Below are 22,683 nucleotides of genomic sequence, written 5' to 3'. Positions count from 1 at the left end.
CTATTTGAATCATCGCCGATTTGGGTATGCCGGATAATTCACGCAACGAAACAACCCTTGAATCATGAGCAATCAACCCTCCAACCCTTCCGAATTCGCCCGCGAAACGCTCAAGACTCTGGCCGCGCGCAAATTCCCGCCGACACCCGACAATTACGCGAAGATCTATGCCGAGATCAGCGGGACCACCACCGAAGAGAACAGCGGTGCGGAGAAGGTGCTGCGCGCCATCGCCGAGCGCTTGGCCGAAACGCCAAAGTCGGCGTCCGCCGGTATCGCGCTGAAGAAAGCCATCGGAACGGACGACTGGGAGCAATGCCTCAAGGAAATCGACAAGGCCTTGCCAAGGAGCGGTGACGAGCCGGTCAATTCCTGGTCCGACCTCATTCGTGACCTGTTGCGCCAGCTGGAAACCCCACACAAGGGCCTGACCATCACCCGCAAGAAGGAAGGCCTAGAGACCGTACTGGCCCGATTCGGCGCCAATCCGGACACCCTGTTCGAAAAGATCAACGGCCTGGTGCGCTCATGGTCTGCCGGCTCACCTGCCGCCGCCAGCATCATCGAGGTGGAGGGCGCCGCGCCGGCCGCCTCCACCACACCGGCGAAGGGAAGCGCCGCGGCAGCTCCGGCCACCTCCGGCACGCAGATTCCTGCGACACCCTCTGGTTCGAACGAACCCTTGCTGCAGCTCGCCGAACTGCTGGCCCAGACGCTGGAAAGCATCCTCAGCGCGCAACCGGAATTGAAGCCGGAGGTTCAGGTACTCGCCCAGCAGGCCCGCACCATCAAGACGCCCGAGCAAGTCACCGCTCTGACCAAACAATTGCGCCAGTTCTGGATCAAGGCCGAACTGCGCGGCGGCGACAAGGCCAAGATCCACGAGGGCTTGGTGCGCCTGCTGCGCCTGCTCGTGGAAAACATCGGTGAAATGGTCGAAGACGAAGAATGGCTGCACGGGCAGATCGTCATTCTGACCGAGATCATCGCCAATCCGATCGACCGGAACGTCATCGCCGACGCCGAACGCAGCCTGCGCAATGCCATCATCAAACAGGGCATCCTCAAGCAGAGCCTTACCGATGCCAAGTCCACCCTCAAGAGTCTGATGACCACGTTCATCGACCGGTTGGGCGAGATCACCGCGAGCACCGGCGAATACCACCACAAGATCGAGGGCTACAGCCAGAAGATCAGCAAGACCGACAACCTCACCGACCTCAGCCACCTGCTGGAAGACATCATGCAGGATACCCGCGTCATCCAGGCCAGCGCGATGCGATCGCACGAGGAGCTCGTTTCGACGCGCAAACAGGTGGAAGAATCCGAAGCCAAGATCAGACTACTGGAGCAGGAGCTCACCCAGGTCAGCGAACTGGTACGGGAAGACCAGCTCACCGGCGCACTCAACCGGCGCGGCATGGACGAGGCGTTCGAGCGCGAAGCCACGCGAGCCGACCGCAGCCAGTCGCCGCTATGCCTCGCACTGCTGGACATCGACAACTTCAAGCGGCTCAACGACACACTCGGCCACCAGGCTGGCGACAGCGCCTTGATTCATTTGAGCAAAGTCATCCAGGCAGCCCTCCGCCCCAGCGACTCGGTGGCCCGCTACGGCGGCGAAGAGTTCGTCATCCTGCTGCCCGACGTCAGACTGGAAGAAGCTGCAGCCACGATAGAGCGCCTGCAGCGGGAACTGACCAAACAATTCTTCCTCCATGCCAACGAACGAATCCTGGTAACCTTCAGCGCCGGCGTGGCGCAACGCGCCCCACAGGAATCACAGGAGGACATCATCGCGCGAGCCGACAAGGCGATGTACCGCGCCAAGAAGGAAGGCAAGAATCGGGTGATCATGGCGGCGGAGCTCTGAATGAGGAATTCAGTACATCCTAAATGCAGAACCAGAGACGTCCCATCGAAATTTTCACAAACAGGACTAAAGTTTTCCCGACATTTCCCGATAACTGGGCTAACGGTGGTTAATGAGCTTAGCAGCAACAGGCCAACCACTGTGAACGGCAAGCAAGCCGGAAATGAATCCAGTTAAAGGAGAATCAAAATGCCTTCCATCATCAATACCAACATCGCCTCGCTGAATGCACAGCGCAACATGAACGGCTCCCAGGGCGCGCTGCAAACCTCCCTGCAACGCCTGTCTTCCGGCCTGCGCATCAACAGCGCAAAGGACGACGCAGCCGGCATGGCGATCGTTGACCGCATGACCGCACAGGTGCGCGGCAATCAACAGGCATCCCGCAATGCGAACGACGGCATTTCCGTGGCGCAGACCGCAGAAGGTGCGCTGAACGAAGTGGGCAACAACCTGCAGCGTATCCGCGAACTGGCCGTGCAGTCCGTCAACGCATCCAACAGCGCAGCCGACCGCACCGCACTGAACACCGAAGTGCAGCAGCTGATGGCTGAAATCGGCCGTGTAGCTTCCACCACCTCGTTCAACGGCGTGAAATTGCTGGATGGCTCGTTCACTGGTCAGTCGTTCCAGGTTGGCGCCGATGCCGGCCAAAGCATCTCGATCACCTCGATCACCAATGCCTCCGTTGCAAAGTTGGGCGTCACATCGACCGCTGAAACAACTGGCACCGCAGCAACAACCTTTGCTGCAGTTGTCGCGGGCGGCTTGACTATCAATGGCGTCGATGTTGGGCCGATTGCCGTAGCAACCAACGCGGCAGAGCGTGGCGCTCAAATCGCAGCTGCAATCAACAGCACCTCCAGCCAACACGGCGTTGTGGCGGTGAGCGATGCTGCAGGCGCACTGACGCTGGCCAACTACGGTCAAGTCGCGGGTAAAGTTGGTATTACGCAGGGTGGCACAGCGACAACCGACGTTGGAGCAATCACCACTGTTGCAGCACAAACTGCCGGCACCGGCTTTGCGGCGACGGACATCACTACCGTGATGGGTGCCAACAAGGCCATCGCTCAGATCGACAACGCACTGAGCGCGGTCAACACGGCACGAGCCAACCTGGGCGCGATCCAGAACCGCTTCACCTCGGTGATCTCGAATCTGGCCGGCACGGTGGAAAACCTGACTGCTTCCCGCAGCCGTATCAGCGACACCGACTTCGCAGCTGAAACCGCGCAATTGACCCGCAACCAGATCCTGCAACAGGCAGGTACTGCGATGCTGGCACAAGCGAACCAGTTGCCGAACAATGTGCTGACCCTGTTGCGCTAATCTGCAGGAGATTAACCCCAGCCGGGCAACCGGCTGGGCTTTTAGGACATAAGGAGAGGTAAAATACCTATCCGGGACGCAAGCAACATGGCTCAGGCCCTCCGGCCTGCAAGGCTCGCCAGCAATGGCGGGCCTGTTGCCATTTTTGCGGCCACTTTGAATATTCAAGCTCGCCTAGCGAAATTTTCACGGGCAGGGCTAAAGTTTTCCCGACTCCTTCCGATAATAGGACTAACGGCGGTTGATGAGCCTGGCAGCAAGAGGCCAGCCACTGTAAACGGCGACAGCCGGAACTGACATCCAGTTAAAGGAGAATCAAAATGCCTTCCATCATCAATACCAACATCGCGTCGCTGAATGCACAACGCAACATGAACGGCTCTCAGGGTGCGCTACAAACCTCCCTGCAACGCCTGTCTTCCGGCCTGCGCATCAACAGCGCCAAGGACGACGCAGCCGGCATGGCGATCGTTGACCGCATGACCGCTCAGGTTCGCGGCAACCAACAGGCATCCCGCAATGCGAACGATGGCATTTCCGTGGCGCAGACCGCAGAAGGCGCGCTGAACGAAGTGGGCAACAACCTGCAACGTATCCGCGAACTGGCCGTGCAATCCGTCAACGCGTCCAACAGCGCAGCCGATCGCACCGCACTGAACACCGAAGTGCAGCAGCTGATGGCTGAAATCGGCCGTGTAGCTTCCACCACCTCGTTCAACGGCGTGAAATTGCTGGATGGCTCGTTCACTGGTCAGTCGTTCCAGGTTGGCGCCGATGCCGGCCAAAGCATCTCGATCACCTCGATCACCAATGCCTCCGTTGCAAAGTTGGGTGTCACATCGACCGCTGAAACAACTAGTGCCGCAGCAGCTACCGGTACCGCCGGGGTTTGGGCTGCAATCGCCACGGGCGGGGTGACCATCAACGGCATCGATATCGGTCCAATCGCTGCAGCAACCAATGGAGCGGAACGTGGAGCCCAACTCGCAGCCGCGATCAACAGCACCTCCAGCCAACACGGCGTTGTGGCAGTAAGTGATGCCGCAGGCGTGCTTTCTTTGGCCAACTACGGCCAGGTCGCAGGCAAGGTGGGCATCACTGCAGGCGGCGCTAGCCACACGGCAGCAGATACCGGGCTGATTACCGCTGTCGCAGCACAAACTGCCGGCACCGGCTTTGCGGCGACGGACATCACTACCGTGATGGGCGCCAACAAGGCCATCGCTCAGATCGATAACGCACTGAGCGCGGTCAACACCGCACGAGCCAACCTGGGCGCGATCCAGAACCGCTTCACCTCGGTGGTCTCGAACTTGGGCGGCACGGTGGAGAACTTGACCGCTTCCCGCAGCCGCATCCAGGACACCGACTTCGCCGCGGAAACTGCGCAGCTGACCCGCAATCAGATCCTGCAACAGGCAGGTACTGCGATGCTGGCACAAGCGAACCAGTTGCCGAACAACGTACTGACCCTGTTGCGCTAATGCGTTAGGTGATTAACCCCAGCCGGGCAACCGGCTGGGTTTTTGAGATAAAGGAGAAGCAAGATGCTAATCCAGAATGTAAGTAACATGGCACAGGCTCCCCAGCCTGCTAGGCTCGCCAGCGATGGCGGGCCTGTTGCCGTTGTTGCAGCGCCCTCAAATGTCCAGACCCCGCCCGCTGTGTCGCTCGAGTTGCCGCAGACTGCGGTAACACCGGTGGCCGATCAGCAAGCCACTGCCGCCCAGCTGCAAAACGTGGTGGATGGAATCAACAAGGCGTTGAAGCAGTCAAACAAGAATCTTGAGTTCTCGATCGACTCGGATACCAATCGCTCCATCGTCAAGCTGGTCGATTCGGAGACGGGCGACGTGATCCGCCAATTCCCTTCGGAAGAGGCGCTGGCGATCTCCAAGTCGATAGATCGTATCCAGCAGGGCTTATTGTTGAAACAGCAGGCTTAAGGCAGAAACATCATGGCGACCACATCGGCAACCTCATCGGGCAATCTGGATGTCAACGGCATCGTCAACCAGCTGATGACTGTCGAACGGCAGCCGATCGCCAAACTTAATACCCGGGAAGCCAGCTACCAAGCCAAGGTTTCCGCCTACGGCAGCGTCAAGGGTGCTCTGGCCGGCTTTCAAACGGCTCTGCAAGGCCTGAACAGCGTGAGCAAGTACCAATCGCTCACGGCGACCCCTTCCGACACCACCGTATTTTCCGCCTCAGCCACCAGCAGCGCGGTGGCGGGCACTTATTCTCTGGATGTGACCAGCCTGGCGCAAGCGCAAAAACTCGTTGCCGCCGGACAAACCAGCAGCACCGCCGCCATCGGCAGTGGAGCCGCGACAACGGTCACTTTCGATTTTGGTACCATCAGCGGCGGCGCGTTCAATGCGGGAACCGGGAAATATACCGGCGCATCGTATCTCTCGAACGGCAGTGGTACCAAGAGTATCACTATCGACAGCAGCAACAATTCTCTGCAAGGCATAAGCAATGCAATCAACGCAGCCCAACTGGGGGTGACTGCCACCGTCGTCAATGACGGTAGCGGCACCCCTTATCGCCTCGCGCTGTCTTCCAGCAACAACGGTGTGAGCAACAGCCTCAAGATATCCGTGAGTGGAGATGCGGCCATCAGCAGCCTGCTGGCGCATGACCCTGCAAATAATGCGGGACAGAGTCTCGCAGAGACCGTGACCGCGCAGAACGCCAACTTCAAGGTGAATGGCGTGACGGTAACCAAGACCTCCAACACGGTTTCCGATGTAATCCCGGGCGTCACCCTGAACCTGAACAAGGTCACGACCTCCGCGGCCACGTTGACCGTGGCACGAGACTCGGCAGCCGTCAGCGGCTCGATTTCCAGCTTTGTAAAGGCTTACAACGATCTCAACACGATGTTGAAAGCCGTTTCCTCTTATGACGCCGCCAACAAGAGGGGTGCAATCTTGCAAGGCGACAGCACCGTGCGCGCCTTGCAGTCGCAACTGCGCAGCATGCTGAGCACGCCGGTAACAGGCACGACGGGCGCGGTAACCTCGCTGTCCAATATCGGCGTTTCCTTCCAGAAGGATGGCACTCTGGCTCTCGATCAAGCCAAACTGGACAAGGTGATCGCCAGCAACTTCAGTGACATCGCCGGCTTGTTCACCTCCGTCGGAAAGGCATCCGACAGTCTGGTGGCTTACAGTTCTGCCACTTCTGCGACCAAACCCGGCAGCTATGCCGTAAACGTGAGCTCGCTGGCAACGCAGGGCAGCGCCACTGGCGACCTTAACTTGAATGCCCCGCCATACACCATCGCCAACGGCACCTCGATAAATGTGACAGTGGACGGCATAACCGCCTCGGTCGCCCTGACGGCAGGAGCCACCTATAGCGCAGCCCAGTTGGCATCGATGATCCAATCGGCCATCAATGGCACCTCCGCCTTTTCCTCCGTGGGTGCTTCCGTAGCCGCCACCATCACGCCCAGTGGCTTCATGAGCATTACGTCCAGCCGGTACGGATCGGCCTCCAATGTCAGCCTGACCAGCAGCGCGGGCACCCCCGTATCGGCTTTCATGGGCACGATAACCAGTGGCACCGCCGGAACGGATGTCGCAGGCACGATCAACGGAGTGTCCGCTACCGGGTCAGGACAGCGGCTTGTCTCCGGCGCGGGAGACTCGACGGGGCTCGGCCTCACCATCAGCGGCGGAACAACGGGTGCGCGCGGCACGGTGAATTATTCGCAAGGCTACGCTTCTTCGCTGGACAAATGGGCCACCTCCATCCTAGCCAGCGACGGAATATTGGCCAACCGCACCAGTGGCCTCGACAAGACCATCAAGGATATCGGCAATCGCCGTACTGAGTTGGAAACTCGTCTGGTCGCTGTCGAAAAACGTTACCGGACGCAATTTACCTCTCTGGACACCATGCTCAGCAGCATGAACCAGACCAGCACTTATCTGACACAGCAACTCGCAAGACTATAAGCGAAGGAATGAATCATGAAGACAACCGCAGCCATCAAGGCCTATGCAAAAGTCGGCGTCGAATCAGGCGTAACTGCTGCTGACCCGCACAAGCTGATTTCGATGTTGTATCAGGGCGCACTGCAAGCGATCACCAACGCCAAGAGCAGCATCATGCGCAAGGATATCCCCGCCAAGGGTGCGGCGATTTCCAAGGCCATTCTGATCATCGAAGATGGGTTGAAGGCCTGTCTGGACAAGGACGTAGGCGGCGAGCTGGCCCACAATCTGGCTTCGCTGTACGACTACATGGCCTCGCGCCTGCTGACCGCGAACATGAACAATGACATCGCCGCACTGGATGAGGTGACCCGTTTGCTGACCGACCTGAAAGGTGCCTGGGACAGCATCCGCCCGGGTAGCGCAGCTCCGGCGGCTGCACCCGTCGCAGCCGCCCCGCTGCCGGCGGCGGCAAGCAACAAAGTTCAACTGACCTATGGAAGAATGTAAGTCCATGAGCGCCTCGCAAGTCATCAGCAATTACGAGTCGCTGTCCGCCATCACCACACGGATGCGCGATGCGGCCGTACACGGCGAATGGGATACGCTGGCCGATCTCGAGCAGCAGTGCAGCCGGCATGTTGCCACCATGAAGCCGGCGGATGCTGCGACTACGCTGGACGAAACCTCGCGGCAGCGTAAAATCCAGCTCATCAAAAAAATCCTCGCCGACGATGCCGAGATCCGCAACCATACCGAAGCATGGATGGGACAATTGCAACGCATCATGCAAAGCAATCGCCAGGAGCAGCGTTTGCATCAGGCATACGGCGCCTAGGTAAAACTCGCAAGATCTACCCGCCATTCCCGCGCATAACCATCGATTTTCCGGTTATGCGCGGGAATGGCGTATTTGACGGGGTGTCGATATGCTGCCAGCGAATCTGATTAGCGCACTTCGAGTCCTTTCCCGCTCGGACAAACCTCTGGTTGCGGGAGCTACCGATGCGCCCGCAGCCATCGCCAAGGTCGAGCTTGGACAGAAGTTGCAGGCCTCGGTCCAGTCGGAAATCGGCCAAGGCATATTCAAGGTCCAGATCGCCGGACAATCCATTCAGATGCGGCTGCCGGAGAACATCAAGAGCGGCGATGTGCTGGAACTCGAGGTGATTGCAACCCAGCCCCGTATCACCTTCCGCATGGCCGCGTCGACCAATCCGCTCTCCACTCCCGAGCAGATCGGCGGCACGGCACGCCTGCTTTCCAACCTCACCGAACGCCCGCTGGAACGGCCTGTCGTTCAGCAACTCGGCAGCAAGGCTGTTTGGCCGGCTGAGCAGCAGGTACCGGACACCAAACAGCTTGCCGGTGCATTGCGCGAAGCGCTCGCCAACAGCGGCCTGTTTTACGAATCGCACCAGGCGCAATGGGTACGCGGAGAACGCAGCACGGCGCAATTGCTGGTCGAGCCGCAAAACCAGCTCACCGGCAAGCAGTCTATTTTGACCGAGCCCAATCAACCGTCGCCCCAGGAGCCGACAACGACTCAGTCCTCCCAGCCGACCAAGGTTTCCGGCGATACCGGCCTGCCCATCGCCAAGGAATTGCTGCCACTGGTTCAGCAACAACTGCACACACTGGAAACGCACCAGCTCACCTGGATCGGGCAAGTCTGGCCGGGACAGGAGATGCAGTGGGAGATACAAGGACAGCCGGAACACCAGGCTCCCCGGCAGCAGAGCGAGCGCGAGTGGAGCACCGAAATGGAACTGGCCCTGCCCAGACTGGGCGATGTCCATGCCCGGCTGGTCTTCGCCGAGAGCGGATTGAGGATGACGCTGCATGCTGCCGACGCCGGCACCATCGAGTTGTTCAACCGCGCCCTGCCCCAGCTCAGGAACGCACTGGCCGATGCCGGCATTCCTCTGACCTCCGCCTTGGTGGAAAAACCGTGAAGCGCCCCCCGCTCACTCCGCAACAAACCGCCGTCGCGCTAAGCTACGGCCAGAACCAAGGGGCGCCCAAGGTGGTGGCGAAAGGACGCGGACTGATCGCACAGGCGATCATCGAGCGCGCCAAGCAACACGGCGTTTATGTACATGAATCCGAGGATTTGGTCGGATTGTTGATGAAAGTCGAACTCGACCAGGAAATCCCCCCGCAACTCTACCTCGCGGTGGCCGAACTGCTTGCCTGGCTATATCGCCTGGAGCACCCCAACACCCCCGCTATTCCGCCTTTTGTAAAACCGTAATTTTGCTATCATGCGCGGCTATTGGCTATTAGCAGCACTGAGAACATGGAAAAAGACATTCCTCTAAAAATCGAGATATTTTCCAGCGAGGATGACGACAAACACCGCATCACTTCCGCCAAAGAAATCGAGTTCATCCTGCACAAGATCGCAGAGAAAGAGTCTCGTGTCGCACTTTATTACGGCAACTCGAACGAGTTCATCCTGGTCACGCTGCTGGGTGTCGACAACAAGGGCTTGTGGCTGGAACAGAGTCCGAATGAAGCAGACAACCGGCGCGTTATCGAAAGCAAAAGGCTGATATTTGTCAGCTCTCACCAGCAGGTCAAGGTGCAGTTCACCGCCCATCAGGCCGGCAGCGTGGAATATCGAGGCTATCCCTCCTTCTATCTCCCCCTGCCGGATCACATTTACCGTCTGCAGCGGCGCGAATACTACCGGCTCTCGACCCCGGTGAGTTCGCCGTTGCGCTGCATCATCCCGATGGGCAGGACGCCCGCCAGGAAACCATGCGAGGTCACCGTCATGGATATCAGCGGCGGCGGGGTGGGCTTGACCTGCTCGGAAACGGACATCGACCTGGTTCCCGGTGAAATCTATCCGGATTGCAGGATCGACTTGCCAGAAGTGGGCACGATTTACGCAACGATAGAAGTAAAAAGCCTGGCGGTGCTGACCTCGCCATCGGGACGAACGCACAAGCGCGCCGGCTGCGAATTCAAGAACCTCGACGGCCAGTCCACCATCTTGCTGCAGCGTTATGTCACGAACATGCAGCGCGAGCGAAGCAAAACCCAGTAAATCCAAGGAGGTTGTCTTTCTTCCGGACAACCCTTCTGGTTGAAAACCTGCCTACACCTGCATGTTCATGATGTCGTTGTAGGCCTGCACGACCTTGTTGCGCACCTGAACGGTGGTCTGGAAACTGATGCTGGCCTTTTGCATGGCAATCATGGTGTCGCTCAGGCTGACCCGGTCGTCGCCCAGCACGAACGCCTTTTGCATCTCTTCCGACTTGGACTGCGTCTGCGCGACGCCATCGAGGGAGGACTTCAGCACGTTGGCAAAGTCCACTTTGCTGGTCTGCGCCACTTGAGGGGGCTCGCGCAATCCAGCCGCCGCCGCTGCAACGCGCATTTGCGCCAACAAGTTGTCTACTGCTGAAGTGTTCATGGTACCTCCTTTGGTGGAACGCCGACCGGTCCTCGCTGTCTCATTGGCGGCCTAGTCGGCGGTTTCTCAGGTGAAGGCACGATACCCGATACCCTGCAAGCCCTATGAACAGAAAAGGCATGGGTTTCCCCCCTTATTCCGGTTTTCAAAAAGCCTGCAGCCACTGATAATGCGCTCACTGCCCTAGTGGCTTTTTGGTGTGGTTATGAATCATCATGGCTGAACAGGAAAAGAAGACAGCAAGCCTCCTCGACCAACTCACCCTCCAGCAGAAGTTGGGGTTGGCGGTTGGCGTTGCGGCGTTGTTTGCCCTTCTCGCCGGCCTGTGGATGTGGGGCAAGACGCCGGATTACCGCGTCCTCTACAGCAACCTGTCCGACCGTGACGGCGGGGCCATCATCGACTCGCTGACACAGATGAACATCCCCTACAAGTTCGCCGAAGGCGGCGGAGCGCTGCTGGTCCCTTCCGACAAAGTACACGAGGCCCGCCTCAAACTCGCTTCGCAAGGCCTGCCCAAGGGCGGTAATGTCGGTTTCGAGCTGATGGAGAACCAGCGCTTCGGCATCACGCAGTTCGCCGAACAAGTCAATTACCAGCGGGCGCTGGAAGGCGAGCTGGCGCGCTCGGTGCAAAGCATCGGCGCAGTGGCCGCCGCCCGCGTCCACCTGGCCATTCCCAAGCCCAGCGTGTTCGTCAAGGAACAGCAGAAGCCCAGCGCATCCGTGGTACTCAGCCTGCAAGGAGGCAGAACGCTCGATTCCGCCCAGGTCAGCGCGATCGTGCACCTGATTTCGAGCAGCGTGCCGGAAATGTCCGCCAAGGACGTGACCGTAGTGGACCAGAACGGCACCCTGCTGAGCGCCAGCCATGACGGCAACCTCAATGGGGGGCTGGATGCCAACCAGCTCAAGTACGTCCAGCAGATCGAGCAAGACTACATCAAGCGCATCGAGTCGTTGCTGACCCCGTTCCTCGGCCCCAACAATTTGCGTGCCCAAGTGGCAGCCGACATCGATTTCTCGCGCACCGAGCAGACCGCCGAGATCTTCAAACCGAACCAGGATCCGGCCGAAAGCACGATCCGCAGCAAGCAAAGCTCCGAGTCGATGAACGGCACCGGACTCAATGCCACTGGCGTTCCCGGCGCATTGACCAACCAGCCACCGGTACCGGCAACCGCGCCTATCGTCGCCGGCGGTCCGGCAAGCGGTGTTGAAGCGGCAAACGCCGGCGTCTCCAACATGCAAAAGGACTCCACGGTCAACTATGAGGTCGACCGCACCATACGCCACACGGTCTTGCCGGTCGGTTCGATCAAGCGCCTGTCCGTCGCGGTGGTGGTGAACGCCAACCGCAAGGTCACCGACGCCAAGGGCAAGACCAGCAGCAAGCCATTGACCGATCAGGAGAAAGAGCAAATCAACAACCTGATCCGGGATGCCATTGGCTTCGACCAGACTCGCGGCGACAGCCTGAACGTGCAGGTAGCCGCCTTTACCGAAAGCAAGGAAACCGTCGAAGAACTTCCCTTCTGGGAACGAGCCGATGTGATCGAACTTGCGAAGGAGTTGCTCAAATATGGGTTGATTGCGGCGGTGATGTTCCTCGTCATCTTCCGCATCATCAAGCCGGCATTCCAGTCGCTGCTGACTCCTTCGAGCCGCACCGGCGGTTTCGAGGCCGTCGTCGAAGGTGGTGAAGGAGAACAAGCCGGAGGGGGGGTAAGTTATAGCCCCACCGTTCCGTCATATGAGCAGACTCTTCAAACTGCGCGGCAGATCGCCCAGCAGGAGCCCAAGATCGTCGCCAGCGTGATCAAGGAATGGGTGGGCGAATGAGTAACGGCGTCGAAAAAAGCGCGATCTTCCTGATGACGCTCGGCGAAAGCGAAGCCGCCGAAGTGCTGAAGTATCTCGAGCCCAAAGAGGTGCAGAAGATCAGCGCGGCCATGATGACGCTGAAAAATCTCAGCCGCGAAGAGATCGCCCAGGTGTTCCATGACTTCCTGGTTTCCGCGTCGAGCAAGACCACCATCGGCATGGACTCGAACGATTACATCCGCAGCATGCTCACCAAGGCACTGGGCGATGACAAGGCTGCCGGCTTGCTGGACCGCATCATGCACAACAGCGACACCAGCGGCATCGAGAGCCTTAAGTGGATGGACCCGGGTGCGGTAGCGGAAATGATCGGCAACGAGCATCCGCAGATCATCGCCACCATCCTGGTGCACCTGGAGCCTGACCAGGCAGCCGACATCCTCAAGATGTTCTCCGAGCGCACCCGCAACGATGTGCTGTTGCGCATTTCCACGCTGGACGGCGTGCAGCCCGTGGCCCTGCGCGAACTCAACGACGTGCTGGGCAAACTCATGTCTGGCAGCGCAACCGGCAAGAAGAGCCTGCAAGGCGGTGTCGGCGCCGCCGCTGAGATCCTCAATTATCTGGGCGGCACACTGGAATCCCAGGTCATGGAAAACGTGCGCAACTTCGACCCGGAGCTGGCACAGAAGATCGAGGACAAGATGTTCGTCTTCGAAAACATGCTGGATATCGACGATCGCGGCATCCAGCTCGTTTTGCGCGAAGTCCAGTCGGAGTCCCTGATCGTCGCGCTCAAGGGCGCCAGCGAAGAGTTACGCGAAAAGATCTTCAAGAACATGTCGCAACGCGCTTCCGAAATGATGCGCGAAGACCTCGAAGCCAAGGGACCGGTCAAGCTCAGCGAAGTCGAGGCCAACCAGAAGGAAATCCTCAAGATCGTGCGCCGCCTGGCCGACGAAGGCCAGATCGCGCTAGGCAGCAAGGGCGAGGAGGACGCTTATGTCTAACAGCGTCATCATCCCCAAGGAACAACTGACCGCATTCGAGCGCTGGGAGCTGGCTTCGTTCGACCCGCATGCCGGCCACAAACAGGCAGAGGCGCAACAAGCTGCCGCACTCGCCACCGTCGCCGAACTGGAGAACCTCCGCCAGCAAGCCCATGACGAAGGATATACCCAGGGGCGCGAAGCGGGCTATGCCGAGGGCATCCAGCAGGCACGCAACGAAGCGGCTCAAATGCACACGCTGATGCAGAATCTGCAGACCGCGCTCAACGAAGTGGATGAGCAGGTGGCGCAGTCGCTGCTCGACCTGTCGCTGGAAGTCGCCCGCCAGATGGTGCGCGAGACGCTGCATACCAAGCCGGAAGTCATCCTGAAGATCGTCAGCGACGCGATCAGCGGCCTGCCGCACTTCAACCAGAACGCCCATCTGATCCTGCATCCGGACGATGCTGCACTGGTGCAAGAACACATGGGAGAGCAACTGGCGCACGCCGGCTGGAAGATCTTCACCGATACAAAGATCGAGCGCGGCGGATGCCGCGTCGAAACCGCGCACAGCCGCGTGGACGGCACCACGGAAGCGCGCTGGAAGCGCATCGTCGAATCGATCGGGCAGGACAAATCATGGCGAGCCTGATGCCATCCCCAAACACAAGGTGGCAGAACCTCCTCAAGGACGGCAAGGAATATGTCGCCGACTGCAACACCCTGCCCACCAGCGGCCATCTCACCAAGGTGACCGGCCTGGTGATGGAGGCGGTCGGCCTGCAAATGCCCGTCGGCAGCACCTGCGCGATCCATCTGCCGAACAACACGATCGAGGCCGAGGTCGTCGGCTTCGCCGGGGAAAGACTGTTCCTGATGCCGGAACATGACGTGTACGGCCTGGTGCCCGGCGCACGCGTGACGCCGGTCGAACCTTCCCGCCACCTGACGCTGGACAGCAAGCGCAAAGCGCCGCGCCGCCGGGTCTCGGACCTGGCCAAACATCTGCCGGTCGGCAACATGCTGCTGGGCCGCGTGGTGGACGGCACAGGCAAGCCGCTCGACCAGCTCGGGCCTTTGGTAGAGGCCGAATCGGCTCCATTGCAAAGCCGCCCGTTCAACCCGCTGGAGCGCGCGCCCATCGATACCGCACTGGATGTCGGGGTGCGCGCGATCAACAGCATGCTGACCGTAGGCCGCGGCCAGCGCATGGGCCTGTTCGCCGGCTCAGGCGTCGGCAAGAGCGTGCTGCTCGGCATGATGGCTCGCTACACCAATGCCGACATCACCGTGGTCGGCCTGATCGGCGAACGCGGCCGCGAGGTCAAGGAATTCATCAACGACATCCTCGGCAAGGAAGGCATGGCCCGCTCGGTGGTCGTCGCCGCCCCGGCAGACACCTCGCCGCTGGTGCGCCTGCAAGGCGCAGCCTATGCCACCACCATCGCCGAGTATTTCCGCGACCAGGGCAAGAACGTCCTGCTGATCATGGATTCGCTCACCCGCTACGCCATGGCGCAACGCGAGATCGCGCTGGCTGTCGGTGAACCGCCAGCAACCAAGGGTTATCCGCCTTCCGTGTTCGCCAAGCTACCGCAACTGGTGGAACGGGCCGGCAACGGTCTGGAAGGCAGCGGCTCGATCACCGCTTTCTACACCGTGCTAACTGAAGGCGACGACCAGCAGGACCCGATCGCCGACAGCGCACGCGCCATTCTGGACGGCCACATCGTGTTGTCGCGGCGACTGGTTGAACAGGGGCATTACCCGGCGATCGACATCGAGGCCTCGATCAGCCGGGTGATGTCTCATCTGGCATCGCCGGAACACATGGCCATCGTGCAGCGCTTCAAGCACATGTATGCCCACTATCAACGCAACCGCGACCTGATCAGCGTCGGCGCCTATGTCAGCGGCAGCGATCCGCTGCTGGACGAGGCCATCAGGATTTACCCGAGAATGGAACAGTTCCTGAAACAGGGCATGTTCCAGCGCGAGACCTACCAGTCCAGCATCGAACAACTTGGCGCGCTATTCGCGCCGGAAGCATAACGGGACATCATGACCAAGCCATTCACCTTGCAGCCCCTGATCGACCTGACGCAGCACCAGAACGAGTCTGCGACACGCAAGCTTGGCCAGTTGAACCAGTTGCAACAGAGCGCGCAGCAAAAGCTGGATACTTTGATGGAATACCGCAAGGACTACCAGAACCGCCTGCAGGAAGCCACCCTTGGCGGCATGGATCCGGCGCAGTTGCGCAATTTCCAGCACTTCATCAACAAGCTCGATGAAGCGATCAACCATCAGCGCAAGGTGGTCGAGCAAAGCAAGATATCGACGCAAATCGGCCGCACGGAATTCGACACGACGCAACGCAAGCTGAAATCGTTCGACGCGCTGCAGCAACGCCACTTCGAGGCTCAGAAGAAAATCGCCGAGAAGGCCGAGCAGAAAATGCTGGATGAACATACCGGCAGGATGGCGGCCTACAAGATGAACAATCCGGGAAACCAGACCAAGTGACGAAGGAGAACCACCATGACTAACCTGCCGATCACCAGCAACAGTCCCCAGTCCGCCGGGAATATCACGAACACGGCGCTGGCAAACAGTGCGCCTGACGATGCCCAGACTGCGGCAGGTCCAGGGGGTGCCGACCCGTTTGCAGCCTTGCTCGCGCGGCAGATCGGCGGAGCCGACTCCGCCTTGCTGAACCTTGCGCAAATCTCCATCGCCGCCAACGCGGCGGACAGCAACGCAACGGCGAACGGCAAGAAGGATGCGCAAGATCCGGCAGCCATCACCGCCGATGCCGGTGCGCCGAGCGATGCGGCGAACTCGGTGATGGCCATGCTGCTGCAAATCCCTCAGGAGATACGCACCCCGGCCACCCAGGAAGCGACAGGCAATGCAGCGCTGCAGCCAACCGGCAAGAACAATACGGCGACGCCCGACATCGCCATGATTAAAACGGCTTCCCGCGGCGATGCACAGCCGGGTGGCCCGGCGAACATGTCATTGGGCAAGACGGATATGACCGCAGCCAACCAGCCAATCACCCCGGACGCCTTGGTTAAGGATATGGTTAAGCAGGCTGAGTTGCCGGTCAGCCTGACGACACCAGCCCCGGCCAATGCGGCCCAGGCGATCGCGCCATCGGTGCTGGCCGCCGCCATGCCCAACATGCAGCCCGGCAAGGTCGGCGATAACCCGCAGACCATCGCCACTCCTCTGGGCAACAGCGGCTGGGCAGACGATTTTTCGCAGAAGATCACCTGGATGAGCACCCAGCAAAACCAGGTTGCGGAGCTGCACTTGAATCCGCCGGATCTGGGCCCGCTGGATGTGGTGTTGAAGATTTCCGACAGCCAGGCCACGGCCCTGTTTACCTCGCCGCATGGAGCTGTACGCGAGGCGGTGGAGAATGCCCTGCCTAAACTCCGTGAAATGCTGGCCGATAACGGCATTACGCTGGGCAATACCACCGTCAGCGACCAGGCGCCTCGCGACCGCGATACGCAAGGCTTCATGGGCCAGGGTTCCGGCACGGCAGCGCAGCAAGGTGGCGGGGGAAGCGCCGCCCGATTGGAAGGAGCATCGACGGCAGCCGCACAGGTCGCAACTGTGCGCCGCCACAACGGGATGGTGGACACTTTCGCCTGAGCGCCTGCAATCCTGAAGGTTGGCAAAAGCTTAAGTTAATGGGGAATTCCGGCGTTAATCGAGTTATCATTCGCACAGTTTTTTTCCCATAATCCAACCATCAACAAGGAATCGAACATGGCCAAAGCCGCAAAACCAGCCGCCCCGCAAGAAGCTGAGGCGCCACCGAAGAAGAGCAAGAAAATGCTCATCATCATTATCACAGCCGTGGTGCTGCTGATAGGTGGCGGGGCGGCTGCATTTTTGTTGCTGAAGCCACATCCGCCAAGAGAGGGCGAGGCCACCGAAGTCGCGGCACACATCGAAGAAGTGCCGCCGAAATTCGTCGAGCTGGGCACATTTACCGCCAACCTGATGCACGAAGACGGCGACCGCTACCTGCAAGTCGCGATCTCGCTCAAGGTGAGCCGGCCGGAGCTGGAAGAAAAGATCAAGGCCAATAACCCGGAAATCCTGCACCGCGTGAACATGGTGCTGCAGAGCAAGCGGCCTTCCGAACTCGCCACCTTCGAGGGCAAGGACAAGCTGGCCCAGCAAATCAAGGGGCAAGTGGAATATGTGTTGGGCCTGCGCAAGGTTGCGCCGGCAATCGTAGCGACCGAAGAGGCGGCTGCCGAAGCGGTGTCCGCAGTGCCGGGGATGCCTGTTGCCGCATCGAACCCGTCACCGGCAGAGGCCAAAGCCATCGGCGGTATCGCCGAAGTGCTGTTTACCTCATTCATCATTCAATAGGCGAAATGAGCGAATTCCTCTCACAAGACGAAGTCGACTCCCTGCTCAAGGGAGTGACCGGCGAATCCGATGAGCCGCAAGAGGCTCCGGATGCCGGGGAGGGAGTTCGCCCGTATAACCTTGCTTCGCAAGAACGCATCGTGCGTGGGCGCATGCCCACCATGGAAATCATCAACGAGCGTTTTGCCCGCTTGTTCCGCATCGGTTTGTTCAATTTCATCCGCCGCACGCCGGAGATCTCCATCGGCCCGGTGCGCGTACTGAAATTCGCCGAATTCATCCGAAACCTGCACGTCCCCACCAACCTCAACATCATTCAGGCCAAGCCGCTGCGCGGCAACGGCCTGTTCATCTTCGACCCGAACCTGGTGTTCCTGGTGGTGGACAACATGTTCGGCGGGGACGGGCGTTTCCACACCCGTGTGGAAGGCCGCGAATTCACCCAGACCGAGCAGCGCATCATCCAGAAGATGCTGGCAGTGGTGTTCGAGACTTATGGCAAAGCCTGGGAATCAGTCCACCCGCTGGAATTCGAGTTCGTGCGTTCGGAAATGAATCCGCAGTTCGCCAACGTCGCCACCCCGAACGAAGTGGTCATCGTGACCACCTTCGACATCGAACTGGGCGGCAACGGCGGCGCGTTCCACGTCTGCATGCCCTACTCGATGCTCGAGCCGGTCAAGGATCTGCTCTACAGCCCCATGCAGGGCGACCATCTGGCGGTGGATCAACGCTGGTTGCAGCTGATGTCCAAACAGGTGCAGTCCGCCACCATCGAACTGGTCGCCATGCTCGGCCACGCCAATGTGACGTTCGATCAAGTACTGAAGATGCGTGCCGGCGACGTCATCCCGCTGGAAGTCGGCGAGACCATTACCGCCTCGGTAGATGGCATACCCGTGATGGAATGCAAATATGGGGTATTTAATAATCAATACGCGTTGAGAGTCGAAAAAATGCTCTCGACTCACGAAGGAGAAAATCATGCCTGACGATACGATCACCTCCGATGAAATCTCCGCGGACGATTGGGGCGCCGCAATGGCGGAACAGGCTGCGGCCATCCCGGCCGCGGAACCCGCCAAACCGCATGTGTTCGAGCAATTCGGTTCTGCGGGGGGCGCAACATCCCAGAACGACCTCGACATGATCCTGGACATCCCGGTACAACTGACCGTCGAACTGGGACGCACCAAGATGCCGATCAAGAACCTGCTGCAACTGGCGCAAGGCTCGGTCGTCGAACTGGCCGGCATGGCCGGCGAACCGCTGGACGTGATGATCAACGGCTTCCTGATCGCGCAGGGCGAAGTCGTGGTGGTGAACGACAAACTCGGTATCCGCCTGACCGACATCATCACCCCCTCCGAACGGCTGCGCCGCCTGAACCGATAATGCGCGACGTATTCAGAACTTCCATCGCCGCCGTCGCGCTGGCGATTCCCACGCTGGCGGCTGCCGTAGACGGCACCCGTCCCGCCTATACACCCCCTCCTCCCGCGGTCAGTTCCGGCAGCATCGTGCAGATCATCTTCAGCCTGCTGCTGGTGCTGGCTGCCATCGTTCTGGTCGCTTGGCTGCTCAAGCGCATGAACATGGTGCAACAGGGGCAAGGTAACCAGCTCAAGGTCTTGGGAGGCGTCGCGATCGGTCAACGCGAACGCATCGTGCTGGTCGAAGTGAACGATACCTGGCTGGTGGTCGGCGTAGGCCCCAATCAGATACGCACCCTGCACAGCCTGCAGAAACCGGAGGGCGGCAGCGTGAACAACGCCCCGGATGATGCACAGCTTGCCGGCAACAAATTCGCTGCCGTGCTGTCTTCCGCTCTCAATTCGCTGTCCTCAGGGAAACGCAATGCACCGTAGTTTCATTAGCCTGCTGTTATTGCTGCTCGCACTGTTCGGCATTACGCAAACCGCATGGGCGGAAACCGGTCTGCCCGCTTTCACCAGCACCCCCGCGCCGGGAGGCGGCCAGACCTACAGCCTGAGCATCCAGACCCTGCTGATGCTCACGTCGCTGAGCTTTTTGCCCGCGGTGCTGCTGATGATGACCGGCTTCACCCGCATCATCATCGTGCTGAGCCTGTTGCGTTCGGCCATCGGCACTCCCGCTTCGCCGCCCAATCAGGTACTGATCGGCCTGGCCTTGTTCCTCACCTTCTTCGTGATGTCGCCGGTATTCGACAAGATCTACACCGATGCCTATCTGCCTTACAGCGAGAATAAGCTGGATTTCGTCCAGGCCGTCGAAAAGGGCAGCGTGCCGCTGAAGACCTTCATGCTGCGACAGACCCGCGAGACGGACCTCGCCCTGTTCGTCAGGATATCCAACAGCGAGCCGCTGCAAAGCGCCGATCAGGTGCCGCTGCGCATCCTGGTGCCGGCCTATGTCACCAGCGAGCTCAAGACCGCGTTCCAGATCGGTTTCGTGGTGTTCATCCCCTTCCTCATCATCGATATGGTGGTCGCCAGTGTGCTGATGTCCATGGGTATGATGATGGTGTCGCCGGCGATCATCTCGCTGCCCTTCAAGATCATGCTGTTCGTGCTGGCCGATGGCTGGAACCTGCTGATCGGGTCACTCGCGCAGAGCTTCTACACATGACTCCGGAAACCGTCGTCACCATCGGGCAACAGGCCATCGAAATGACCCTGATGATCGCCGCCCCCATGCTGCTGACCGCGCTGGTCATCGGCCTGGTGGTCAGCATCTTCCAGGCCGCGACCCAGATCAATGAAATGACCCTGTCCTTCATCCCCAAATTGCTGGGGATGTTTGCGGTGCTGATCATGACGGGGCCGTGGATGGTCAACATGATGGTCGATTACATCCAGCGCTTGTTCGGCAACATCCCCTGGATGATCGGATAATGGTCAGCTTCACCAGCGCGCAACTGGATGCCTGGCTCGCCGCACTGATCTTTCCCCTGACGCGCATCCTGGCCATGATCGCCAGCTCACCGGTGCTCGGCAACAAGCAAGTGCCGGCGCGGGTCAAGATCGGCCTCTCGGTCCTGCTCGCCATCATCATCGCCCCGACCATAGACGCAATGCCGCCGGTATCCGTCGGTTCGCCGCAGGGATTGCTGATCATGGTCCAGCAGATCATCATCGGGGTGGCGATGGGCTTCACCATCCGCCTGGTTTTCACTGCCGTGGAGATGGCTGGCGAACTGGCCGGTTTGCAGATGGGTCTGGGGTTCGCAACTTTCTATGACCCGATCAACGCGTCTAGCACGCCGGTCATCGCGCAATTTTGGGGGATGATCGCAGCGCTGGCCTTCCTGGTACTGAATGGGCACCTTTATCTGCTTTCCGCATTGGCGGAAAGCTTCCGGACGCTGCCGGTCGGCGACATGATGTCCACTCAGGGGTTGCACGGAGTAGCCAGCTGGGGAGGAAGCATCTTTGCCTATGCCCTGCAAATCTCGCTGCCCATCCTGGCTGCGCTGCTGATCGCCAACATCGCCTTGGGGATACTGACCCGCGCCGCACCGCAACTCAACCTGTTTGCAGTGGGTTTCCCCATCACGCTGTCCATCGGTTTTTTCGTGCTGGTGCTATCCATGCCCTATTTCGTCCCCCTGCTGGACAGGCTCATCCAGGAAGGGATCGGGACGGCGCTACACCTGGTGCAGCCGGCTCAGAGATAATTGAACAACGAAAGGCCGGAGACTTTCACAAACGACTGTTGCGCCGCCTGCAAAGACATCTGCTGTTGAGTCAAATCGCTCAGTGCCTTGGCGTAATCGACATCCTGCAACTGCGACAGCGCCTGCTTGAACTGCAAGCCTAAGTCGTCGCCAGTCGTCTGCAGCACGTCGAGCTCGTTAAGGCGCAACCCCAGCGAGGACCGGGTAGTCAGCACCTTGTTCAGGGCATTATCCAAGTTGTTTAGGCCCCGGCTCAGACTGCCCGCCAACAATGCCGAACTGCCGGGAGCGACGTTCGACACGGGCGTTTTCAAGGCAGTGATCAGGTCAGAAATGGTCTTGAACACACTCTCGTTGGCACTGGGCGTGACCGTAAAGCTGTCGCCATTGGCCGGCGCCCCCTGTATATCGAACTGTATGCCGTTGAAACTGATGTTCTGTCCGCTGACATACGGCGCATTAGGTGGCGGCAGGCTTGCTGCAGGAAGAGCCCCCCCCATGGCATCCGTGCCGGTAACCGTATAGGTCGTCGCACTGGTGAATGTCAGCGTGTAGCTGTTGCCGGTTTGCGCAGCGGTTGGCGGCGGGTTGGCTACTCCTCCCAGGCTCACGATGCCACTACCGGTATTAGTGGCTGCGGCTTGGGTAACGAACGTGCCGTTGCCGTTCTTGATGCGCATGAAAATGTCGGCCCCGCTGTCGCTGGATGACATTTGACGCGATGCACTAACCTGAACCAGGCGTTGCCCGTCGTCGCCGGCATAATTCATGCCGGTGGCGGTGCTCACAAACGGCTGGGTCTTGGATTGAAATCCGGCAAACAGATAATTTCCCGCACCGTCGGTGCTGTTCGCCAGCCCCACCAGTTCCTGCAGTCTGCCGGCAAGTTCGGTGGCATAGGTCTGCCTGTCGCTGTTATTGAGGGTGCCGTTGCCGGCGGCAACCGTGGCCGTTTTGACATCCTGCAACAGCGTAGTAACGCTCTGCAAGTTGCTCTCCGCCAGTGACAGCGTATGGCGAGCCGCGTTGCGGTTCGAGGCATACTGTGTGTTCATTGCGTCGGCCTGGCTAAGATCCAAAGCCCGTGCCGCCGCCACAGGATCCCCCGCCGGGGTCAGGATGCGCCGGCCGGTAGATACCTGTTGTTGCGTCTGCATCAAGCGGGTCTGCTGCTGCCCCATGGATGCAACATTGCTGTCAAATAAAGTGCTGGAACTTACGCGCATGGCT

The 22,683-nt window shown here is 59.7% G+C and carries 25 protein-coding genes; 23 read left to right on the top strand and 2 right to left on the bottom strand.

Features of this window, described 5'->3' with window-relative positions:
- The first annotated feature begins 64 nt into the window (after positions 1 to 64).
- From FGKAn22_RS02455 to FGKAn22_RS02410, 10 genes are all read left to right on the top strand, one after another.
- Positions 65 to 1,873, top strand: coding sequence for a GGDEF domain-containing protein (locus FGKAn22_RS02455; RefSeq protein WP_212786404.1), 1,809 nt, complete (start codon positions 65 to 67; stop codon positions 1,871 to 1,873).
- A 189-nt stretch (positions 1,874 to 2,062) separates the two neighbouring features.
- Positions 2,063 to 3,205 (top strand): flagellin, encoded by a 1,143-nt coding sequence (locus FGKAn22_RS02450; RefSeq protein WP_212786403.1) that lies wholly within the window; start codon positions 2,063 to 2,065, stop codon positions 3,203 to 3,205.
- 320 nt (positions 3,206 to 3,525) lie between these two features.
- A complete protein-coding gene (locus FGKAn22_RS02445) occupies positions 3,526 to 4,689 on the top strand; it encodes a flagellin (protein ID WP_212786402.1) in 1,164 nt (387 codons plus the stop codon).
- Between the two features lie 63 nt (positions 4,690 to 4,752).
- A complete protein-coding gene (locus FGKAn22_RS02440; RefSeq protein WP_212786401.1) occupies positions 4,753 to 5,151 on the top strand; it encodes a flagellar protein FlaG in 399 nt (132 codons plus the stop codon).
- Positions 5,152 to 5,163: 12 nt separating this feature from the next.
- A complete protein-coding gene (gene fliD, locus FGKAn22_RS02435; protein ID WP_212786400.1) occupies positions 5,164 to 7,176 on the top strand; it encodes a flagellar filament capping protein FliD in 2,013 nt (670 codons plus the stop codon).
- A gap of 15 nt (positions 7,177 to 7,191) precedes the next feature.
- Positions 7,192 to 7,665, top strand: a complete 474-nt coding sequence (fliS, locus tag FGKAn22_RS02430; RefSeq protein WP_212786399.1) for a flagellar export chaperone FliS — start codon at positions 7,192 to 7,194, stop codon at positions 7,663 to 7,665.
- 4 nt (positions 7,666 to 7,669) lie between these two features.
- A complete protein-coding gene (locus FGKAn22_RS02425; RefSeq protein ID WP_212786398.1) occupies positions 7,670 to 7,993 on the top strand; it encodes a flagellar protein FliT in 324 nt (107 codons plus the stop codon).
- Positions 7,994 to 8,084: 91 nt separating this feature from the next.
- Positions 8,085 to 9,110 (top strand): flagellar hook-length control protein FliK, encoded by a 1,026-nt coding sequence (gene fliK / locus FGKAn22_RS02420; protein WP_212786397.1) that lies wholly within the window; start codon positions 8,085 to 8,087, stop codon positions 9,108 to 9,110.
- Complete coding sequence (locus FGKAn22_RS02415; RefSeq protein WP_212786396.1) at positions 9,107 to 9,409, top strand: EscU/YscU/HrcU family type III secretion system export apparatus switch protein; 303 nt, start codon at positions 9,107 to 9,109, stop codon at positions 9,407 to 9,409. The genes fliK and FGKAn22_RS02415 overlap by 4 nt, the downstream gene beginning before the upstream one ends.
- A gap of 45 nt (positions 9,410 to 9,454) precedes the next feature.
- Positions 9,455 to 10,210 (top strand): flagellar brake protein, encoded by a 756-nt coding sequence (locus FGKAn22_RS02410; RefSeq protein ID WP_212786395.1) that lies wholly within the window; start codon positions 9,455 to 9,457, stop codon positions 10,208 to 10,210.
- Between the two features lie 51 nt (positions 10,211 to 10,261).
- Here the strand turns inward: FGKAn22_RS02410 and fliE are convergent, their stop codons facing one another.
- Positions 10,262 to 10,582 (bottom strand): flagellar hook-basal body complex protein FliE, encoded by a 321-nt coding sequence (gene fliE, locus FGKAn22_RS02405; RefSeq protein ID WP_212786394.1) that lies wholly within the window; start codon positions 10,580 to 10,582, stop codon positions 10,262 to 10,264.
- A gap of 215 nt (positions 10,583 to 10,797) precedes the next feature.
- On the opposite strand from fliE, the gene fliF reads away from it, so the two are divergent.
- The 13 genes from fliF to fliR all read left to right on the top strand — a co-directional run bounded on the left by fliF (position 10,798) and on the right by fliR (position 21,453).
- Entirely contained in the window at positions 10,798 to 12,423 is a 1,626-nt protein-coding gene (gene fliF, locus FGKAn22_RS02400; protein WP_212786393.1) for a flagellar basal-body MS-ring/collar protein FliF, read from the top strand.
- Positions 12,420 to 13,415, top strand: coding sequence for a flagellar motor switch protein FliG (gene fliG / locus FGKAn22_RS02395; RefSeq protein WP_212786392.1), 996 nt, complete (start codon positions 12,420 to 12,422; stop codon positions 13,413 to 13,415). The genes fliF and fliG overlap by 4 nt, the downstream gene beginning before the upstream one ends.
- Positions 13,408 to 14,049: a flagellar assembly protein FliH gene (locus FGKAn22_RS02390; protein ID WP_212786391.1), complete on the top strand. Its 642-nt coding sequence runs from the start codon at positions 13,408 to 13,410 to the stop codon at positions 14,047 to 14,049. Before fliG ends, FGKAn22_RS02390 begins: the two co-directional genes overlap by 8 nt.
- Entirely contained in the window at positions 14,049 to 15,449 is a 1,401-nt protein-coding gene (gene fliI / locus FGKAn22_RS02385) for a flagellar protein export ATPase FliI (protein ID WP_246487440.1), read from the top strand. The genes FGKAn22_RS02390 and fliI overlap by 1 nt, the downstream gene beginning before the upstream one ends.
- A gap of 9 nt (positions 15,450 to 15,458) precedes the next feature.
- Positions 15,459 to 15,923: a flagellar export protein FliJ gene (gene fliJ / locus FGKAn22_RS02380; RefSeq protein ID WP_212786389.1), complete on the top strand. Its 465-nt coding sequence runs from the start codon at positions 15,459 to 15,461 to the stop codon at positions 15,921 to 15,923.
- Positions 15,924 to 15,938: 15 nt separating this feature from the next.
- Positions 15,939 to 17,063: a flagellar hook-length control protein FliK gene (locus FGKAn22_RS02375; RefSeq protein ID WP_212786388.1), complete on the top strand. Its 1,125-nt coding sequence runs from the start codon at positions 15,939 to 15,941 to the stop codon at positions 17,061 to 17,063.
- A gap of 117 nt (positions 17,064 to 17,180) precedes the next feature.
- Positions 17,181 to 17,795, top strand: a complete 615-nt coding sequence (locus FGKAn22_RS02370) for a flagellar basal body-associated FliL family protein (protein ID WP_212786387.1) — start codon at positions 17,181 to 17,183, stop codon at positions 17,793 to 17,795.
- Positions 17,796 to 17,800: 5 nt separating this feature from the next.
- Complete coding sequence (gene fliM / locus FGKAn22_RS02365) at positions 17,801 to 18,787, top strand: flagellar motor switch protein FliM (protein WP_212786386.1); 987 nt, start codon at positions 17,801 to 17,803, stop codon at positions 18,785 to 18,787.
- A complete protein-coding gene (gene fliN, locus FGKAn22_RS02360) occupies positions 18,780 to 19,190 on the top strand; it encodes a flagellar motor switch protein FliN (RefSeq protein ID WP_212786385.1) in 411 nt (136 codons plus the stop codon). Before fliM ends, fliN begins: the two co-directional genes overlap by 8 nt.
- Positions 19,190 to 19,663: a flagellar biosynthetic protein FliO gene (gene fliO / locus FGKAn22_RS02355; protein WP_212786384.1), complete on the top strand. Its 474-nt coding sequence runs from the start codon at positions 19,190 to 19,192 to the stop codon at positions 19,661 to 19,663. Before fliN ends, fliO begins: the two co-directional genes overlap by 1 nt.
- A complete protein-coding gene (fliP, locus tag FGKAn22_RS02350) occupies positions 19,653 to 20,405 on the top strand; it encodes a flagellar type III secretion system pore protein FliP (protein ID WP_212786383.1) in 753 nt (250 codons plus the stop codon). The genes fliO and fliP overlap by 11 nt, the downstream gene beginning before the upstream one ends.
- Positions 20,402 to 20,671 carry a flagellar biosynthesis protein FliQ gene (gene fliQ, locus FGKAn22_RS02345; RefSeq protein ID WP_212786382.1) on the top strand — a complete coding sequence of 90 codons (270 nt, stop codon included), beginning with the start codon at positions 20,402 to 20,404 and terminating at the stop codon, positions 20,669 to 20,671. The genes fliP and fliQ overlap by 4 nt, the downstream gene beginning before the upstream one ends.
- On the top strand, positions 20,671 to 21,453 hold the full coding sequence (gene fliR / locus FGKAn22_RS02340; RefSeq protein WP_212786381.1) for a flagellar biosynthetic protein FliR: 783 nt from the start codon (positions 20,671 to 20,673) through the stop codon (positions 21,451 to 21,453). Before fliQ ends, fliR begins: the two co-directional genes overlap by 1 nt.
- Here the strand turns inward: fliR and flgL are convergent.
- Positions 21,444 to 22,679, bottom strand: a complete 1,236-nt coding sequence (flgL, locus tag FGKAn22_RS02335) for a flagellar hook-associated protein FlgL (protein ID WP_212786380.1) — start codon at positions 22,677 to 22,679, stop codon at positions 21,444 to 21,446. The two genes, fliR and flgL, sit on opposite strands and share 10 nt — an antisense overlap.
- Between the last annotated feature and the right edge of the window lie 4 nt (positions 22,680 to 22,683).

Origin of the sequence: Ferrigenium kumadai, assembly GCF_018324385.1 — a bacterium.
Taxonomy (GTDB): Bacteria; Pseudomonadota; Gammaproteobacteria; order Burkholderiales; family Gallionellaceae; genus Gallionella; species Gallionella kumadai.
This window is presented reverse-complemented; position numbering and strand designations above follow the sequence as displayed.

What these genes read in the sequence shown, in the direction of transcription:
- fliM (WP_212786386.1), top strand. Translation starts at nt 17,801, where the DNA reads ATGAGCGAATTCCTCTCACAAGACGAAGTCGACTCCCTGCTCAAGGGA.
- FGKAn22_RS02375 (WP_212786388.1), top strand. Translation starts at nt 15,939, where the DNA reads ATGACTAACCTGCCGATCACCAGCAACAGTCCCCAGTCCGCCGGGAAT.
- fliG (WP_212786392.1), top strand. Translation starts at nt 12,420, where the DNA reads ATGAGTAACGGCGTCGAAAAAAGCGCGATCTTCCTGATGACGCTCGGC.
- FGKAn22_RS02425 (WP_212786398.1), top strand. Translation starts at nt 7,670, where the DNA reads ATGAGCGCCTCGCAAGTCATCAGCAATTACGAGTCGCTGTCCGCCATC.
- fliD (WP_212786400.1), top strand. Translation starts at nt 5,164, where the DNA reads ATGGCGACCACATCGGCAACCTCATCGGGCAATCTGGATGTCAACGGC.
- fliN (WP_212786385.1), top strand. Translation starts at nt 18,780, where the DNA reads ATGCCTGACGATACGATCACCTCCGATGAAATCTCCGCGGACGATTGG.
- FGKAn22_RS02440 (WP_212786401.1), top strand. Translation starts at nt 4,753, where the DNA reads ATGCTAATCCAGAATGTAAGTAACATGGCACAGGCTCCCCAGCCTGCT.
- fliQ (WP_212786382.1), top strand. Translation starts at nt 20,402, where the DNA reads ATGACTCCGGAAACCGTCGTCACCATCGGGCAACAGGCCATCGAAATG.
- FGKAn22_RS02410 (WP_212786395.1), top strand. Translation starts at nt 9,455, where the DNA reads ATGGAAAAAGACATTCCTCTAAAAATCGAGATATTTTCCAGCGAGGAT.
- fliF (WP_212786393.1), top strand. Translation starts at nt 10,798, where the DNA reads ATGGCTGAACAGGAAAAGAAGACAGCAAGCCTCCTCGACCAACTCACC.
- FGKAn22_RS02455 (WP_212786404.1), top strand. Translation starts at nt 65, where the DNA reads ATGAGCAATCAACCCTCCAACCCTTCCGAATTCGCCCGCGAAACGCTC.
- fliK (WP_212786397.1), top strand. Translation starts at nt 8,085, where the DNA reads ATGCTGCCAGCGAATCTGATTAGCGCACTTCGAGTCCTTTCCCGCTCG.
- fliE (WP_212786394.1), bottom strand. Translation starts at nt 10,582, where the DNA reads ATGAACACTTCAGCAGTAGACAACTTGTTGGCGCAAATGCGCGTTGCA.
- FGKAn22_RS02390 (WP_212786391.1), top strand. Translation starts at nt 13,408, where the DNA reads ATGTCTAACAGCGTCATCATCCCCAAGGAACAACTGACCGCATTCGAG.
- FGKAn22_RS02370 (WP_212786387.1), top strand. Translation starts at nt 17,181, where the DNA reads ATGGCCAAAGCCGCAAAACCAGCCGCCCCGCAAGAAGCTGAGGCGCCA.
- fliI (WP_246487440.1), top strand. Translation starts at nt 14,049, where the DNA reads ATGCCATCCCCAAACACAAGGTGGCAGAACCTCCTCAAGGACGGCAAG.
- fliO (WP_212786384.1), top strand. Translation starts at nt 19,190, where the DNA reads ATGCGCGACGTATTCAGAACTTCCATCGCCGCCGTCGCGCTGGCGATT.
- fliR (WP_212786381.1), top strand. Translation starts at nt 20,671, where the DNA reads ATGGTCAGCTTCACCAGCGCGCAACTGGATGCCTGGCTCGCCGCACTG.
- fliS (WP_212786399.1), top strand. Translation starts at nt 7,192, where the DNA reads ATGAAGACAACCGCAGCCATCAAGGCCTATGCAAAAGTCGGCGTCGAA.
- fliP (WP_212786383.1), top strand. Translation starts at nt 19,653, where the DNA reads ATGCACCGTAGTTTCATTAGCCTGCTGTTATTGCTGCTCGCACTGTTC.
- flgL (WP_212786380.1), bottom strand. Translation starts at nt 22,679, where the DNA reads ATGCGCGTAAGTTCCAGCACTTTATTTGACAGCAATGTTGCATCCATG.
- FGKAn22_RS02450 (WP_212786403.1), top strand. Translation starts at nt 2,063, where the DNA reads ATGCCTTCCATCATCAATACCAACATCGCCTCGCTGAATGCACAGCGC.
- fliJ (WP_212786389.1), top strand. Translation starts at nt 15,459, where the DNA reads ATGACCAAGCCATTCACCTTGCAGCCCCTGATCGACCTGACGCAGCAC.
- FGKAn22_RS02445 (WP_212786402.1), top strand. Translation starts at nt 3,526, where the DNA reads ATGCCTTCCATCATCAATACCAACATCGCGTCGCTGAATGCACAACGC.